Source organism: Adlercreutzia aquisgranensis (assembly GCF_943193145.1).
Classification (GTDB): domain Bacteria; phylum Actinomycetota; class Coriobacteriia; order Coriobacteriales; family Eggerthellaceae; genus Xiamenia; species Xiamenia aquisgranensis.
This window is the reverse complement of the sequence record NZ_CALPDA010000004.1, coordinates 34,240-50,099: the sequence shown is the minus strand read 5'-3', so window position 1 is coordinate 50,099 and position 15,860 is coordinate 34,240. Positions and strand designations below refer to the sequence as shown.

Here is a 15,860-nt window from a genome sequence, read left to right as displayed (position 1 = left end):
GGTCCTAGCTTCTTCCCGAGGTAATGATGCGTGAAACTTGCTTATTGTATACGAACGAGCCTGCGCGCATCGGCACAGGCTCGGCAATGAAGAGCGTTTACAGAAGTTCTCGGCTTACAGCTGCTCCCGCATCTGCTCCAGACGGCCCGCGATGGCGCGGATGAAGTCGTGGGTGGAAAGCTTCTGCGGGTCGGGCAGCGTGGTGATGAGCGCCAAATCGCCGGTCATCTGGCCGGAGGCGATGGTGGACAGCGTCGCCTCCTCCAGCTGGTCGGCGAAGGCGACCAAATCGCCCAGCCCGTCCAGCTGGCCGCGCTTGCGCAGGGCGCCGGACCAGGCGAAGATGGTGGCCACGGAGTTCGTGGAGGTCTCCTCGCCGCGCAGGTGCTTGTAGTAGTGGCGCTGCACGGTGCCGTGGGCCGCCTCGTACTCGTAGAAGCCCTGAGGCGACACCAGCACGCTGGTCATCATGGCCAGCGACCCGAAGGCGCTCGATACCATGTCGCTCATCACGTCGCCGTCGTAGTTCTTGCAGGCCCAGATGAAGCCGCCCTCGCTCTTCATCACGCGGGCCACGGCGTCGTCGATGAGGGTGTAGAAGTACTCGATGCCCGCATCGGCGAAGGCCTGGGCGTACTCGGCATCGAAGATGTCCTGGAAGATGTCCTTGAACCGGTGGTCGTAGACCTTCGAGATGGTGTCCTTCGTGGCGAACCACAGATCCTGGCGCACGTCCAGGGCGTACTCGAAGCAGCTGCGAGCGAAACTTGCGATGGAGGCGTCCAGGTTGTGCATGCCCTGCACCACGCCGGCGCCGTCGAAACGGTGCACGAGCGCGCGGCTCTCCCGGCCGTCGTCGGAGGTGTACACCAGCTCCACGACGCCCGGCCCGGGGACGGCCATTTCGGTGTTCTTGTACACATCGCCGTAGGCATGGCGGGCGATGGTGATGGGCTTTTCCCAGTTGCGCACGCACGGCTCTATGCCGGCCACCTGGATGGGAGTGCGAAACACCGTGCCGTCCAGCAGCGCGCGGATGGTGCCGTTGGGGCTCTTCCACATCTGCTTCAGGCCGTACTCGTCCACGCGGGCGGCGTTGGGGGTGATGGTGGCGCACTTGACCGCCACGCCCAGCCGCTTAGTGGCCTCGGCGGCCTCTGCGGTCACGGCGTCGTCGGTGCGGTCGCGATTCTCAAGCCCCAGGTCGTAGTACTCGGTCTTCAGATCGACGAAGGGGCAGAGCAGCTCCTCTTTGATGAGCTCCCAGATGATGCGGGTCATCTCGTCGCCGTCCATCTCCACAAGAGGGGTCGTCATCTGCACTTTTTCCATAGAACGTCCTTTCGTCCGCACGCAGGGGCCTTGAGCTTGACCATGATACTAAAGGTACGGGCGCAGCGGCCTCGGCCCTTTCGATGTTACAGAGTTTTTACGAGGGCAGCCCGCCGTCGGCCAGCTCCAAGGAGACCACGTCGGCCAGGAGCACCGTGGCACCGTCCTCAAGCACGAGCGAGCCGGGGTGCTCGCCGATGCGCGCAAGGCGCCCCTCGCAGGTGCAGTAGGCGCCACCGGCCTTGCGACTGTCGGCCTTGAAGTACGCGATCCTGACCGCCGGGCGCGACCCCAGCCGCTCGCGCAGCAGGGCAAGCGCCCGGTCGATGGCATCCCTCTGGTCGTCGCTCAGCACGGCGCGCTCGTCGGTGAAACGGCCCGCCTCGGCCACTGCGGCCTCGTGGCCGGAAAGAGCGGCGAAGGGGGCGAACTGGGCGGCACGGTCGGACAAGGGCATGGGGGGACGGCGGGAGCGGGGGCGGGACAAGTCCGCAATATCGGAGTAGTCGCTCATGCGCTGTGGCCCCCTATCTGGTTGTTGCGCTGGCGCGCGGTACCCGCCTTCTGCAGGTTCGCGGCCCGCAGGATGGCGTTCTTGCCGAACTTGCCGCGAATGTCGAGCATGGCCCCCTGCACCTTGCGCTCCCGGGCAAGCTCGCCGTCCGCCGCCTCCGACGGCTCCTCGTCCTCGAACAGGCGCAGCTGGCGATGGCTTCGCCTGAAGGCGGCCTCCTGCTCGGTGATCAGCTGGTCGGCGCCCACGGTGATGCGGTGCACCCGAAGCCGCCGGTCCACCAGCCTGTCGAACAGCTCCGTCACCGCCTCGGCTATGAGCGTCGAGGACGCCGTGGGCGCCTCCAAGTTCGCCGTCCCGTGGGCATGCTTGGGGATGGTGCGCCCGTAGCGGTCGGTATCCAGTCGCCCGTCGAAGGACTCCCCCTCCCCCACCTGGTCGTAGCCCACGGTCAGCGTCAGCTTGTCGGTGACCATGCCCTCCGCCAACAAATCAAGCGCCAGCTGGTCGGCCATCTCCCAGGCCACCAGCCGGGCGTCGGCGGCGGTGTAGGGGCACTGCAACACCTGGCCGGACACCTTGCAGCTGCTGCGAGGCCGGTAGGCCTTGATGTCGGCCATGCCCACCGGCTCCACCCCCCAGGCGTGGTCGATGAGCAGCTCGGCGTTCTTGCCGAACAGCTTGAACAGCAGATCTTCGTTCAGGCGCTGCCCCGGGCCGCCCAGCGAGCAGCGGGCCACGTCCCCCATGGTGCGCATGCCGTGGGCCTGCAGCTTGCGGGCGTAGCCGGGACCCACGCGCCAGAAGTCCGTCAGCGGCTCGTGGGACCACAAACGCCGCTTGTAGGCGTCCTCGTCCAGCTCGGCGATGCGCACGCCGTTGCCGTCGGGCTGCTCGTGCTTGGCCAAGATGTCCATGGCCACCTTCGCCAGGTAGAGGTTCGTGCCGATGCCGGCCGTGGCAGTGATGCCCGTTTCGGCGTAGACCTCCGACACCACCTGGGAAGCCAGCTCGCGCACGGTCTTGCCCGACGAGGCCAGGTAGCCCGCAGCGTCCACCAACACCTCGTCGATGGAGTACACGTGCACGTCCTCGGGTGCGAAATGACGCAGGTACACTTGGTATATGCGGGTGGAGCAGTCCAGGTAGGTGGCCATGCGCGGCCTGGCTACAAGGAAGTCGAGCTCAAGAGCGGCGTTCGCGCGCACAGCCGGATCGTGGAAGGACGAGCCTTGGAACAGCGCCCCCTCGAAGGGCCGGTAGGCCCCAAGGTCGCGCCCCGTGCAGTCGTTCGGAAAGAGGCCCGCCCGGGCCGGGACCCCCGCCGCAAAAGCAGCGGAACCGCCCCCGCAGGCCTGCACGCTGCGCGCCCCCGCGCGGCGAAGCGCCCCCAACCGCTCGGCGTTCACCTCCCGCACCCGCTGCACCACTTCGAACAGCCGTGCGCGCCCGCCGATGCCGTAGGCCTTGAGCGAGGGCGACACCGCCAGGCAGATGGTCTTCTCGGTACGGGACGCGTCGGCCACCACCAGGTTCGTGGTAAGCGGGTCGAGCCCCCGGGCCTGGCACTCCACGGAGGCGTAGAACGACTTGAGGTCGATGGCTATGTAGCGATAACGGGAACACATGTTCCCATTATCGCCGAGAACGGCGATAAGCGCAACGGCTTCGTCGGTCGGCGCGCCGGAACTCCCCCCCTTGAAAGGCGAACGGCGCCCCCGCAGGGACGCCGCAGCGGTCGGGGCGCGGGCCTAAAGGCTACTCCCGCCCGTCCCAGCAGTAGGTGCACAGGCACTCCGGGTCGATGCCGATGGCCTCGATCATGCCCGAGAGCGATTGGAACCCCAGGCTGTCGAAGCCCAGCTCCTCGCAGATGCTCTGCAGCATGCAGCGGCCACGCTCGGTGCCGGCGTCGGCGTACTCGTCCAGATGCTGCTGGCCCTCGTCCCCCTCGAGCTTCTGCACGGTGCGCCGAGCGATGAGGTCCATGTCGGAGGTGTTGCGCGAGAACGACAGGTACTTGCACCCGTACATGATGGGCGGGCAGGCGCTGCGCATGTGCACCTCGGCCGCGCCGGCGTCGTAGAGCTGGTCGACGGTCTTGCCCAGCTGGGTGCCGCGCACGATGGAGTCGTCCACGAACAGCAGCTTCTTGCCCTCGATGAGCTCGGGCACGGGGATCTGCTTCATCTTGGCCACGCGGTCGCGCACGTCCTGGTTCGACGGCATGAAGCTTCGGGGCCAGGTGGGCGTGTACTTGATGAAGGGCCGCGCGAAGGTCTTGCCGCTTTCCGTGGAGTAGCCGATGGCATGGGGCACGCCGGAGTCGGGCACGCCGGCGACGTAGTCCACGTCGGGCAGGCACCCCTCGCGCGCCAGCTCGTCGCGGGCCATGACCGCGCCGTTGCGGTAGCGCATGACCTCCACGTTGACCCCTTCGTAGTTGGAGTTGGGATAGCCGTAGTACACCCACAGAAACGAGCAGATCCTCATGCGCTCGCCCGGGGCCGCCAGCTGCTCCACCCCTTCGGCCGTGACGCGCACCACCTCGCCCGGACCCAGCTCGTAGTCGTCGGCGTAGCCGAGCTTATGGTAGGCGAAGGACTCGAAGGAGATGCAGCGGCCGTCCTCGTCGCGGCCCACCAGCACCGGCAGGCGCCCCATGGCGTCGCGGGCGGCGATGATCGAGCCGTCGCGCAGCATGATGAGCAGCGTGAGCGAGCCGTCGATGCGCTCCTGGGCGTAGCGGATGCCCTCCACCAGGTCCTGTTTCTGGTTGATGAGCGCCGCCACCAGCTCGGTGGAGTTCACTGCCCCCGAGCTCATGGCCATGAACTGCTTCTCGCCGCTTTCGAAGAACTCCTCCACCAGGGCCTCGGCGTTGTTGATGGCGCCCACGGTGGTGAGGGCGAAGGTGCCCAGATGGCTGCGGATGAGCAGCGGCTGGGGGTCGGTGTCGCTGATGCAGCCGATGCCGCTCGTGCCGTGGAATCCCGGCAGGTCGTCCTCGAAGCGCGTGCGGAAGGGGGTGTTCTCGATGGAGTGGATCTCGCGCTGGAACCCGTCGCGCTCGTCGACGAAGATAAGCCCCGCCCGGCGCGTGCCCAGATGAGAGTGATAGTCGACGCCGAAGAACACGTCCAGCACCACGTCGCGTTTCGATGCTGCCCCGAAGAAACCGCCCATAGAGAACCTCTCTGCCGTCGTTTGGCCTTGAGCTGGTTAGTATAGCCCACGCACCGCGCGGTGCGCGGCTTCTTCAAGCCTTCTGCCGATAACGGCGACGAAAGGGCTGCGGGCGCGCAGTGCGCAGGCGGGCGCTACAGGCTGTGCGCGCGGGTAAAGGCGCGGTACTGGGAGCGCAGGCGCCGCTGGGCCTCCGACCAGGCAAGCCCCTGGCCCAGCATGGTCAGGGCCGGCCCGCACACCTCGTAGGCCGCCACGCGGGGGTTGCACTGCCCCATGGCCCCCTCGGCCGCCAAATGCTCCACCATGCTGCCCGCAAAGCCCAGCGGATGGTCGTAGAACAGCCGCAGGAGCATAGCCCGGGCGTCGTCGTTGCAGGGAGCGGCAAGCACCAGGATGCGCCTCAGGCGCGCAACGCGGGGATCGGCGAAGAAGGGCTCCCAGTACGACAGCAGGAAGTCCTCGAAGGCCTCCAAGCTCTCCGGCGCCTCGGCGGCCACGCGCTGGGTGGCAGCGTCGAAGAAGACGCCGCGGGCGTCCATGGCCTCGGCGAAGTAGAGCCGCTCCCGCTCGATCGCTTCGGAGAACAGGGCCTCCTTGCTGGGGAAGTAGTTGTAGATGGACGCGTCCTTGATGCCCACGGCGCCTGCGATGGCCTTGACCGACGTGCCGGCGTAGCCCAGCTGCGAGAACAGCTCGGCCGACGCCTCGAGCAGACGTTCCTTCGTGTTGCGGTTCGCCCCCGCTGGCCTTCCCATGGCCACCACCCTTTCCGAAGCCGGCGTGCGAAGCCGCCCGCCGGCGCCATAGTTTCAAGCAACCGCTAGTTTAGCATGGCGCGCCCGGGTGCGTCGCCGCGGCGACGAAAAACTAGGAGTCCAGCTCGGTCAGGTACATCCGGCGCAGCTTCTCGCGCTTGCCGGGCCCGAAGTGCAGCGCCTGCGTAAGGTAGTCGTCGAAGGAGCCGTAGCGCTCCGATACCGCCGCCACGCCGGTCACCAGGTAGACGGAATTGGCGTAGAACAGCGCATCCACGTCGCCGTCCAGCATCTCCGCCAGATGGGCGCGCCCCAGCGCGTCGGCCATGCGCTCGGCCCAGTTGCGCACGAAGCAGTTGGTGGCCAGGTAGTCCGCCATGATGACCTGGGGGCTCATCCCCAAGGCGTACTCCACGATGACCGACGCCAGACCCGCGCGGTCCTTGCCCTCGGTGCAGTGCCACAGGGTCGCCCCCCTATCGGCGGCCAGCAGGATCTCGAGCAGCGACGAGTAGGCGTGGATGCCGTCCTCGCCCAGCAGCGCCTGGCGGTACACGTGCGCCACCGCCTCGAAGGGCGTGCCGCTGTACTCGCGGAACAGCCTGAGGTCGCCCATCAGCCCCGCCTCGCGGGTCACGCCCACGGCCTGCTCGCTGACCACGGGCACATGGTAGAAGCGCGCAAAGGGCATGAAGGGCTCGGGGTCGGGAGCCTTCGAGCGCTCGAAGGCAGTGCGGAAGTCCACTACGCGGCGAAGCCCCACCTGGTTTCCGAGCACCTCTAGATCCTTCGAGGCGGCCTTGTGCAGATCGCCCGAGCGGATAAGACGGTTCGCGACGACGACGCGCCCGTCGGCGGCAGGCATGCCCCCCAGATCGCGCGTGTTCGGAAGGCCCCGAAGGCTCAGATGGCCGAAATCGACGAACCCGTCGACCGGCTCGGGCAGCTCGGGGTTGCCCAGGTCGAACGTTCCCTCGCCTTTCCCGTCCCTTCGCGAGGCCGCCTCCGACAACGAACGGAGGGCCTGAAGAAAGCTCTCGTTGCTGGTCTCCATGATGGATGCTCCTTTCGTCGAGCATCCATGTTCCCAGAAAAGCGGCCGCCGTAGGTTGCGCGGCAGCATCGGCAAGCAAACGGTTCGCGTTCGCAGGGGCCTACGGCTCGAGCACGAGCACCCGGTCGAACCGGTCCAAGCCGCGCTCATCGTGGGTGACGACCACGACGGTGCGGTCGGCGAAGGCTTCCAGAAGCGTCCGGGTAACCGCCTCCTGGGTGCGCTCGTCCAAGGCGGCGAAGGGCTCGTCCAGCAGCACCAACGGGCTTTTCCGCAGGTATGCGCGGGCCAGCGCCACCCGGGTGCGCTCTCCTCCCGACAAGCGGATTCCGCCCTCGAGCAGGGGCGTGTCCAAGCCGCGGGGCATGGCGGCCAGAAGCTCCCCCAAACCCACGGCGCGAAGGGCCGCCTCCAGCGCCTCGTCGCCCGCTTCGGCGTCGCCCACAAGCAGGTTCTCCCGCAGCGTCAGGTTGAACAGGTAGGCGTCCTGCTGCACGAAGGCGACAAGCTCGCTTGCCGGCGCCTCGCCGGGGCGAGACGCCGGGCGGCCGAACAGGCGCACCTCGCCCGCCTGCGGGTGCAGCCGCCCCGCCGCCAAGGCGACCAGCGTCGACTTTCCCGCGCCGCTTCTCCCTAGGACGGCCACCTTCTGGCCGACGGGTATGGCCAGGCTGAAGCCGTCCATGACCGCCGTGCCCCGCGCCCGCTTCGACGCATCGCCGTACCCGAAGGTCACATCGCGAAACTCCACCGCCAAGGAGCATGACGGGTCGGGTGTCGACGGACCGGAGGCCCGCAAGCCGCCGCATCGCCCATCCGGCTCCGCCAGCCGGTTCAGCCGAAGGATGGCATCGCGGTGGGACCCGGCCTCCTCGGCAGCGGGCCCCAGAAGGGCTATGGCGTCGAAAAGCGGCATGAGGCCTATGGCGAAGGCGCACATCCAGCTGGCCTCGAAGGCGCCCGCTGGCGCGAAGACAGCGCTTCCCCAAAGCGCCGCAGCCGCAACGGCCAGGGCGAAGAGAGCCGCCTGGGCGATGTCCCTTCCGTAATCGAACCGGTTCCGGGCCCGCTCCAGGGCGCGCTCCTGCCCGGATAGCGCCTGCTGGCGCGCCAGGAAGTCGTCGCGACGGCCAGACAGCAGCCAGTCGGCAGCCGCGGAGGCATCGTCGGCCAGAAGCTCGAGGCGCTCCCGCCGCAGAGCGCGCTGCCGTTCGATGCGCGCCCCGTTCACCGCGGCCGACCACAACGGCGCCGCGACGGCCGTCACCAGGATCTCAACGAGCATGAGCAGGGAGAACGGCACCGACACGATGCCGATGGCGAAGAGTGCGACGAGCGAGGCGCCCCAGGCGACGACCATGGGGAACACGCAGCGCAGGTACAGGTTCTGGATATGGGCCACGTCCTCTCCCAGAAACCCCATGGCCTCACGCGCGGCGGCGTCGAAGCGACCCGTGCCCTGCCGGCACAGCATCCGGTAGGCGCCGAACAAGCGCGTGCGCAGGCTGCTGGTCATCCGAAGCACCCAGTCGTGGCTGGCAAGCCGTTCGCCGTAGCCGAGCAGCGGCTTGCCTACGCCGAACAGCTGCACGCAGGCCAGGGGCACGTGCAGCACGATGATGCTGGCCACAAGCGCGCTGGCGCTGACAAGGTAGCCCGACGTGAACATAAGGCCCATGGCGAACGCCGAACCGGCCACGCCCAGCGCAAGCGCCGCCAGCATCACCTTGCCGTAGCGGCCCAGATAAGGCACCACCCATCGGTCGGCGCGAAGGGTCGACGACCAGCGCGCCCGGCCTTCCCTACGCCTGCCGGCCATCGCCGCACCTCCCCTCCAAGGCGCCGCGAAGCGACAGATGCTCCGCAGCGGCGCCCGCAAGCCCCTCCGGCGCGCAGACGCCCCCCAGGATGCCGGCCAACGACCCGGGGGCTCCCTGGGCTACCACGCGCCCCGCCTCCAGCACGACGACCTGGTCGAAGTGCTCCAACCAGGAAAGGCGGTGAGTGGCCATGACCACGGTCCTCCCCTCCATGGCGCGAAGCAGGGCCGGCGCCATCTCCGCCTCGGTCCACAAATCCACCGACGCCGTAGGCTCGTCCAGAAACAGCACGTCGCGGTCGGGGTCGACGAGGGCTCTGGCGAGGGCTAGACGCTGGGCCTGCCCTCCCGACAGGGCGCGCCCGCCGCGCCCAACGACGGTGTCGAGCCCATCGGGCAAGCCGTCGAGCAGGTCGCCCAAGCCCACCTGCTCCAGGGCGCGCCGTACCTGCCCGTCGGAAGCGCACGGACGGTACAGCGCCACGTTGTCCCTGATCGAAGCGGCAAGCACCGCCGCGTTCTGGGGAACGAACGACACGCGGTCGCGCCAGCGCGCCTGCGCAAGCCGCCCGCAACCGCCCGCCGGGGAGCACAGCCGCCCCGCACAGGGCTCCTCCATGCCCGCCATCAGCGACAGCAAGGTGCTCTTCCCCGCCCCGCTCCTGCCCACCAAAGCCACCTTCGCCCCTTGCGGCACCAGCAGGCTCACATCGGAGAGAATCGGCGCCCCGTCCCGCGAGAACGCCGCCCCCTCGCAGCGCAGCATCGTCTCGGCCGACCCCGCGCTCGCAGCGGACGGCGCGCAGCCGCGCAGCGAGGCCTCCCGGGGCCCGGACTCTGCGTCTTCGGGCAGCCCGCCATCGCCGACGCCGCACGGCTCCTTCGGCAAACCCTGCACCAGCTCGAGCACGCGCGTCAGCGACTCGCGACCGTCAAGCGTGGCATGGAAGTCGGAGGCGAAAGCACGCAGGGGCGCCAGGGCCAAGGGAACCAGCAGCAGCACCGTGAAGGCGCCGAGGAACGAGACGGAACCGTCCACCAGGCGAAACCCCAGCATAACCGCCACGGCCGCGCCGGCCAGAGTGCAGCCCAGGTCAAGCACCGCCCCCGAGAGCGTGGCCACCTTGAGCGTGGCCATGGTGGCCTCGCGGAAGCGCTCGCTGGCCCGACGGACGGATGCGCCCCACTCCCCGTCCCGACCGAAGGCCACCAGGGTGGGCAACCCGTGGACCGAGTCGAGGAAATGTCCCGAAAGGTAGGAGCCCCGCGACAGCTGCTCGACGGCGGAGGCCTTCGCCTGCTTTCCCAACAGCGCCAGGTAGAACACCATGACGGGCACCACCGCGGCCACGATAACACCGGAAACCCAGTCGAGCGCAGTTACGCACAGCAGAAGCGGCACCATCTGGAAGGCCAGGTTCGCCGCGCGCGGCAAGGTCAGTCTCAGGTACGTGCGCACCTGGGAGCAACCCTCGACGGCCAGGGACGCGAAGGCGCCGGCTCCCTGGCGCGCCGAGACGCGGCCGGCACTGTCGAACAGCTTGCCGACCAGGCAGTCGCGAAGCTCGTCCGCCACGGCCCAGGCCCGCGCGTCGGCCACGCGGTCCTGAAGGCAGCCGAGCGCGCGGACGACCACGAGACAGCCGACGAACGTTGCGAGCGGAAGCGCGGCGGCATCCGCCGGCGACCCGGCGCGCAGAGCGTCCAGGGCCGACGCCAGGGCAGCGGACTGCCCGAAACAGGCGGCCGCCATGGCCAGCGCCAGCAGGCAGCACAGGGCCAAAGCCGCCCGCACTCCGGAAAAACCCAGTAGACGCCCGTCGAACATACCGCCCCTACTTCTGGCCCAGGGCCATCTGCATAAGGTAGACGTGCTCCCGAAGCTCGTTGGCCCGCCCGCGCGAGAGGCGCCCCTCGTCCTCGAAGCGAGCGATCTGGCCCAGCTCAAGGCGAAGCCCTTCGGCCTCCACCGACTCGATGCTCTCCCGGATGCCGGCGGCGTCCAACGGGGCCGCAAGATCGATCTCGCCCGTCTTCGCCGCGTCGGCCGCCGCACGGGCCGCCTCCAGCATGCGCAACGCGCCGCGATGCTCGCTCAGCTGCAGCTGCAGCGCATGCCTGCGATCATCGGGCACCGCCAAAGGCGCCGTCGATGAGGACGGCCCTTCCCCGTCGGCCGACAGCTGGTCGATGCAGCCCTGCAGGTACCCCACCGCCACGGTCTCCACGCCGATGCTCAGCCGACGGCGTTCGGCCGCCCGGGACTCGGAGGCGTCCTTGGACGCCACGGCGCTGCGCAGAAGCCCCATCCAGTAGGCGGCGGTGCGGGGAGGCCTGGTCGAGCCCAGGGCATGCTTGTCGCCGCGGCGGCCCGACAATCGCCTGTGGGACACCTCCAGCCGGCGCGCATAGCGTTCGCACGCCTCCTGCGAGGCGTAGCCGTCGGCCGCGGCGGTGTCCAGGAAGGCCAGCTCCCGCTCGATCACCTCCAAGCGAACCTGGCGCACGGCCTCGGCGGACGCCTGCTCGCGCATAAGCGAGGCGATCCGCTCGTTGTAGTCGGCCACCACCGCCGCGGTGGCGGGGCTGGGCCCTTCGTCCTGGCTGGAAAGCTGCGAGGCCACCCGCCGCAGGATCGCGATCTCGGCCTCGGTGGAGGAAGCCTCGTCCTCCTCCTGGCGCGGGGCCAGCAGCGGCACTACGAAGTTGGCCAGAAGCAACGTCAGCACGATGACGCCCGACGCCAAAAAGATGAGGTCGCCTCGGTGGGGAAACGCCACGATGGTGTTGGTCGCCGAGGTCGCGTAGTAGGGTATGGTGAGCGCGATGGACAGCGTCACGGCCCCCTTCGGTCCGGACAGCGTGGTAACGAGCGCGCTCTTCGCCCCCTGGGCAGTCATCGACCAGCGCTTGCCCGTCTCGCGGCTCTCATGGAAGCACTCCATGACGCACAGCCACAGAAAGCGCACCCCCAGCACGATGGCGGTGACCACCAGCACCAGCACCAGCATGGTGCTTCGCGACATGCCCGAAACCTCCCACGTGGGCGACACCAGCAGCGCCAGCTCCATGCCCAGCAGCACGAACACCACGCCGTTGATGACGAAGACGATCACGTCCCACACGCTGGAGGATACGATCTTGCGCTCGCTGGCGAAGGCGTCGGACTCGCTTCGGCTGAAGGTCATGAACAACCCCGCGGCCACCACGGCCAGAATCCCCGAGGTGCCCAGGTGCTCGGCGGCCAAAAACACGATGAAGGGCATGAACACCTCGAAGATCACGTAGACCGTGGTGTCCTCCAGGCCGCTGCGGCGCAGCATGCGCAAGGCGAGCATGGCGACGGCCGCCAGCGCCACTCCCACGGCGATGCCCCCGAAGAACGATACCGCGAAGGAAACGCCCGCATCGATGAGCGAGAAGGCTCCCGTCGTGGCCGCGGCGATGGCGAACTGGAAGGACACGACGCCCGAGGCATCGTTGATGAGCGCCTCGCCCTGCAGCAGGGTACGCTGGTGCTGCGTAAGCGATATGTCCTTGGAAAGCGACGTCACGGCCACGGCGTCGGTGGGTCCGAGCGCCGCGCCCAACGCGAAGGCGGCGGCCAGCGGTATGGAAGGCTCCAAGACGTTGAGGACGAACCCGACGACCAGCACCGTCGCCAGCACCAGCCCGACGGCCAGGGACACCACGCCGCCTTTCTCCCGCCACAGCGCCCGCTTGTTCGCATGGCGCGCCTCGTCGAAGAGCAGCGGGGCGATGAACAGAACCAGGAACAGCTCCGGGTCCACCTCCACCACCAGCGGCTCCTGCCACAGCACGGCCACCACGATTCCGATGGCCACCTGGACCAGGGGCAGCGACACCTTGGATATGGCGCCGGCGAACACCGACGACACGAGCACCGAGCCCAAAAGCAGCAGCACCAGCTCGAAAAGCTCCATCTACCTGCAATCCTCCTCGGTAAAGCCCCACAGGCGGACCTCGGGCTCGAGCGTCACCCCGAACCGTTCGCGCACCACGGTGCGCACATGCTCGATGAGCGCCGCCACGTCGCGCGCGGTGGCCCCGCCGGCGTTGACGACGAAGCCGGCATGGAGCTCGGAGACCTGCGCGCCGCCTATGCGGTGCCCGCGCAGACCCGCATCGTCGATGAGCTTGCCGGCGAAATGCCCCTCGGGGCGCTTGAAGGTGCTCCCTGCGCTCGGCAGCGACAGGGGCTGCTTCTCCTCGCGGCGGCGGGTAAGGTCGTCCATGCGCCCGCGGATGGCGTCGGGGTCGTCGGGGCGCAGGCGCAGCGTCGCCCCCAGCACCAGCAGCCCGCGCTCCCCCATCAGGCTCTCGCGGTATCCCCAGGCCGCCTGCGCGGCATTCACCTCGAAGATGTGGCCCTCGTCGTCGGCGCACAGGACGCTCTCGGCCACGTCGGAGAACTGGCCGCCGTAGGCCCCCGCGTTCATGATGGCCGCGCCGCCGATGCTGCCGGGGATGCCGCAGGCGAACTCGTAGCCGGCAAGTCCCGCCGCCCGGGCCGCCTCGGCCACCGACGCGTTGGAGGCGCCCGCCTCGGCGAACAGGCGGTCCCCCTCCACCCGCACGGCTCCGAGCCCCTCGGTAAGGGCCATCACCACGCCGCGCACGCCCTCGTCGGCGACGAGCAGGTCGCTGCCCTCGCCCAAGGCGCGCACGGGCACGCCGAACGCCTTCGCGAGCGCCCACGCTGCCGCAGCCTCCTTAGCGCAGCCGGGAGCCACGAGCAGCTCGGCCGGACCGCCGATGCGAAACGTAGTCCGCCCCGCCAGCGGCACCTCTCGCGCTACGGTGCCGGCGGACACCGTCGATTCAAGCGCCTGGAGAAACGGCTCCCCCAGCGTCGTCCCATGCCTCATAGGCGTCCTCTCTTCGAAACGGTCGGGCGGGCGAGGCGGGCGCAGCGCGAACGAGGCGCCGTCCGCGCGAAGCCGGCGCGCCTCACGGACGGGCCCCCAAGGCCAGCTCGCGCTGCGTGCGCTCGCCCAAATCTATCAGCTCCTGGCGGTTCTTCGTACCGGTCTTCTGGTAGATGCGCCTCAGGTGCGTCTCCACCGTGCTCTTCGAGATGAACAGCTCCGATGCCATGCGCTCCCCCGAGCGCCCCCGAAGCGCCAGCGGCAGCAGCTCCGACTCGCGCTTCGACAGCTCGAACCGGGAAGCTATCAGCTGGCACGCCTCGTCGAAGCGGTCGATCTCAGCGGCGATGGCGATGAGCGCGCCGAAGTCGCCCTCGGTGAACAGGAACAGGTAGGCGAAAAGAGCGACCAAGCCCGCGCAGCCCACGACGAAGTACGGGAAGGCGCCGGCCACGGCGTACCACTGCAGCACCGTGCCGGCTGCAAGCCCCGCAGCCTGACCCAGGTACAGAAAGCAGAATCCGCGAGAGAAGGAGAGTGCCGCATCGTGTTCGGCTACCTTCGACACGGTCAGGAACATGCCGGCGAGCACGAACTGCAGGCCCAGGAAGCCCGCAAGCACGATGGAGGACCCGGTGACGGCGAAACCGGAAAGCACCGGGGCGAACAGGTACCCGGCCATCATGAGCAGCAGCGCCAGGCGGTACGCCCCCAGCAGGGAGCGGGACGGGGCCTCGAGGGGGTTCGGGCGCCCGGATACCAGGCGGGAATCGTCGGAGAGCAGCTGAAGGACCGCGATGGAGAAAAGCCCCAGCAGAAGGAAGCTCCAGACGAACGCCGGCGCAACGCCTGCGGGCGACGGGCTGTCGAAGGTGTACATGAAGCCGGCGGCCACTCCGAAGAGCGCCGCGCCCCCCAGCATCTTGTCCGAAAGGCGCTTGGTGGAGAGCCGCTGCCGTTTCGTGGCCAGAACGTCGCCGATGCCGATGGCACAGCCCGACCCCCGCGCAAGGGCCTCTTCTGCCGCCTCGGACCCCGCCGCGCGGTCGGCATCGGCCATGCACAGCCGGATGCACGGAATGGTCGCCAAGGCCATGAGCACCGCGCAGACCACGGTCGTCGCCGGCCCGAACAGCGCCCCGGAGAAACAGGCCAGCGAGGCCAGGCCGCAGGCCACGAGGATCGCCCGCACCGTCGAACCGCCCGAGCGCAGCTGCAGCGCCCGCGCCCAAGCAGCCAGCATGAGCGCCCCCGCAGCGCCACCCAGAAGCGCCATGACCGCGCGCAGCACCCCGGCGCCGAAAAACGGCAGCGACCCCAAGGCGCAGACGGCCGCAAGCAAGCAGGCTGCCTGCAGAACCAGAGGCGAGAGCGCCGCGTCGCGCGCCCGTGGCGTCGCCCATGCGACGAAGCACAGGGAGCCGGAGCATCCCAGCAGGAACAGGACCAGGTCGGCGTCGTCGAGGGAGTGCCCCCCTACCACCACGGCGGCCTCCATGCCCCCGGTGGCCATCATGAGCAGGTATCCCATGCAGCAGGCGAAGCCGACCATGAGCGAGCAGGCGCGCAGGTTGCTGCGCGGCGACGGGGAAAGAGCGCCCGAAGCCGTATCCGCGCCCGCCTGCCGCTTGTCCGCCATATGCCTTTGCCCTGCCTCGCCTTGTCGTCGAAAGAGTACGAACCATTATTTTATCGCGAAGCGAATGCTCGCTTGCAGAATGCAGAAAAAACGAAGAGCCCCGGCTTTGCAGCCCGGGGCTCCTCAGGCGCAGGGAGGGAGATGCGCCTGCCAGTATGTACGGTTATGCCTTCTCCCAACGGCCGGAAGACCGTGCGCCGGCAAAGCGCTAGGCGCTCTGGGCCGCCGACGCCGTCTTCTTGCGGACGGTCTTCTTCGCCGGAGCCGGCTCGTCCTCGGCCTCCTCGATCTCCATGACGACCTCTTCCTCGTCGTCGTCCTCGTCGGAGTCCATACGCGTGCTCATGCCCTCGCGAAGGCCCTTGACCGTCTTGCCCAGCGACGCCCCCAGCTTCGGAAGGTTGCGCGGCCCGAAGATGAGCAGCACGACGGCCAGGATGATGAGCAGCTCGGGTACTCCCATGCCAAGAAACTTCATGTGTTCGCCTCCTGTGACGATTGCGGTGCGGCGTTTCCCTTTGTGCGCCGCGCCAGCCTGCCTTCCGCATCGGACTCGCCTTCCGAAACAAGCCCGATGCGAACTTGATGGGCCAATCATGGCAGCGGCGCGGCAAAAGGTCTATCGTGCAAAGCCCTGATTGTGCGATTACGGCCGGAAATCTCTTGTCA

The 15,860-nt window shown here is 68.6% G+C and carries 12 protein-coding genes; all 12 read right to left on the bottom strand.

Annotated elements, in window-relative coordinates; all coding sequences use genetic code 11:
- Positions 1 to 114: 114 nt before the first annotated feature.
- On the bottom strand, positions 115 to 1,332 hold the full coding sequence (locus NFR41_RS03220; RefSeq protein WP_160212427.1) for an NADP-dependent isocitrate dehydrogenase: 1,218 nt from the start codon (positions 1,330 to 1,332) through the stop codon (positions 115 to 117).
- A 97-nt stretch (positions 1,333 to 1,429) separates the two neighbouring features.
- Positions 1,430 to 1,846, bottom strand: a complete 417-nt coding sequence (locus NFR41_RS03215) for a hypothetical protein (protein WP_251230695.1) — start codon at positions 1,844 to 1,846, stop codon at positions 1,430 to 1,432.
- Complete coding sequence (locus NFR41_RS03210) at positions 1,843 to 3,474, bottom strand: Y-family DNA polymerase (protein WP_251230694.1); 1,632 nt, start codon at positions 3,472 to 3,474, stop codon at positions 1,843 to 1,845. Before NFR41_RS03210 ends, NFR41_RS03215 begins: the two co-directional genes overlap by 4 nt.
- A gap of 130 nt (positions 3,475 to 3,604) precedes the next feature.
- Positions 3,605 to 5,032 (bottom strand): amidophosphoribosyltransferase, encoded by a 1,428-nt coding sequence (locus NFR41_RS03205; protein WP_160212425.1) that lies wholly within the window; start codon positions 5,030 to 5,032, stop codon positions 3,605 to 3,607.
- A 134-nt stretch (positions 5,033 to 5,166) separates the two neighbouring features.
- Positions 5,167 to 5,790, bottom strand: coding sequence for a TetR/AcrR family transcriptional regulator (locus NFR41_RS03200; RefSeq protein ID WP_160212424.1), 624 nt, complete (start codon positions 5,788 to 5,790; stop codon positions 5,167 to 5,169).
- A gap of 112 nt (positions 5,791 to 5,902) precedes the next feature.
- A complete protein-coding gene (locus NFR41_RS03195) occupies positions 5,903 to 6,844 on the bottom strand; it encodes a tyrosine-protein phosphatase (RefSeq protein WP_160212423.1) in 942 nt (313 codons plus the stop codon).
- A 100-nt stretch (positions 6,845 to 6,944) separates the two neighbouring features.
- Positions 6,945 to 8,663 (bottom strand): thiol reductant ABC exporter subunit CydC, encoded by a 1,719-nt coding sequence (gene cydC, locus NFR41_RS03190; RefSeq protein WP_251230693.1) that lies wholly within the window; start codon positions 8,661 to 8,663, stop codon positions 6,945 to 6,947.
- Positions 8,647 to 10,491, bottom strand: a complete 1,845-nt coding sequence (cydD, locus tag NFR41_RS03185; RefSeq protein WP_160212421.1) for a thiol reductant ABC exporter subunit CydD — start codon at positions 10,489 to 10,491, stop codon at positions 8,647 to 8,649. Before cydD ends, cydC begins: the two co-directional genes overlap by 17 nt.
- A gap of 7 nt (positions 10,492 to 10,498) precedes the next feature.
- Entirely contained in the window at positions 10,499 to 12,607 is a 2,109-nt protein-coding gene (locus tag NFR41_RS03180; protein ID WP_160212420.1) for a cation:proton antiporter, read from the bottom strand.
- Positions 12,608 to 13,552 carry a UDP-N-acetylmuramate dehydrogenase gene (gene murB / locus NFR41_RS03175; protein WP_160212419.1) on the bottom strand — a complete coding sequence of 315 codons (945 nt, stop codon included), beginning with the start codon at positions 13,550 to 13,552 and terminating at the stop codon, positions 12,608 to 12,610. It lies immediately after the preceding gene.
- Positions 13,553 to 13,634: 82 nt separating this feature from the next.
- Complete coding sequence (locus NFR41_RS03170) at positions 13,635 to 15,191, bottom strand: helix-turn-helix transcriptional regulator (protein WP_160212418.1); 1,557 nt, start codon at positions 15,189 to 15,191, stop codon at positions 13,635 to 13,637.
- Between the two features lie 208 nt (positions 15,192 to 15,399).
- On the bottom strand, positions 15,400 to 15,669 hold the full coding sequence (locus NFR41_RS03165) for a twin-arginine translocase TatA/TatE family subunit (RefSeq protein WP_160212417.1): 270 nt from the start codon (positions 15,667 to 15,669) through the stop codon (positions 15,400 to 15,402).
- Positions 15,670 to 15,860 lie beyond the last annotated feature (191 nt).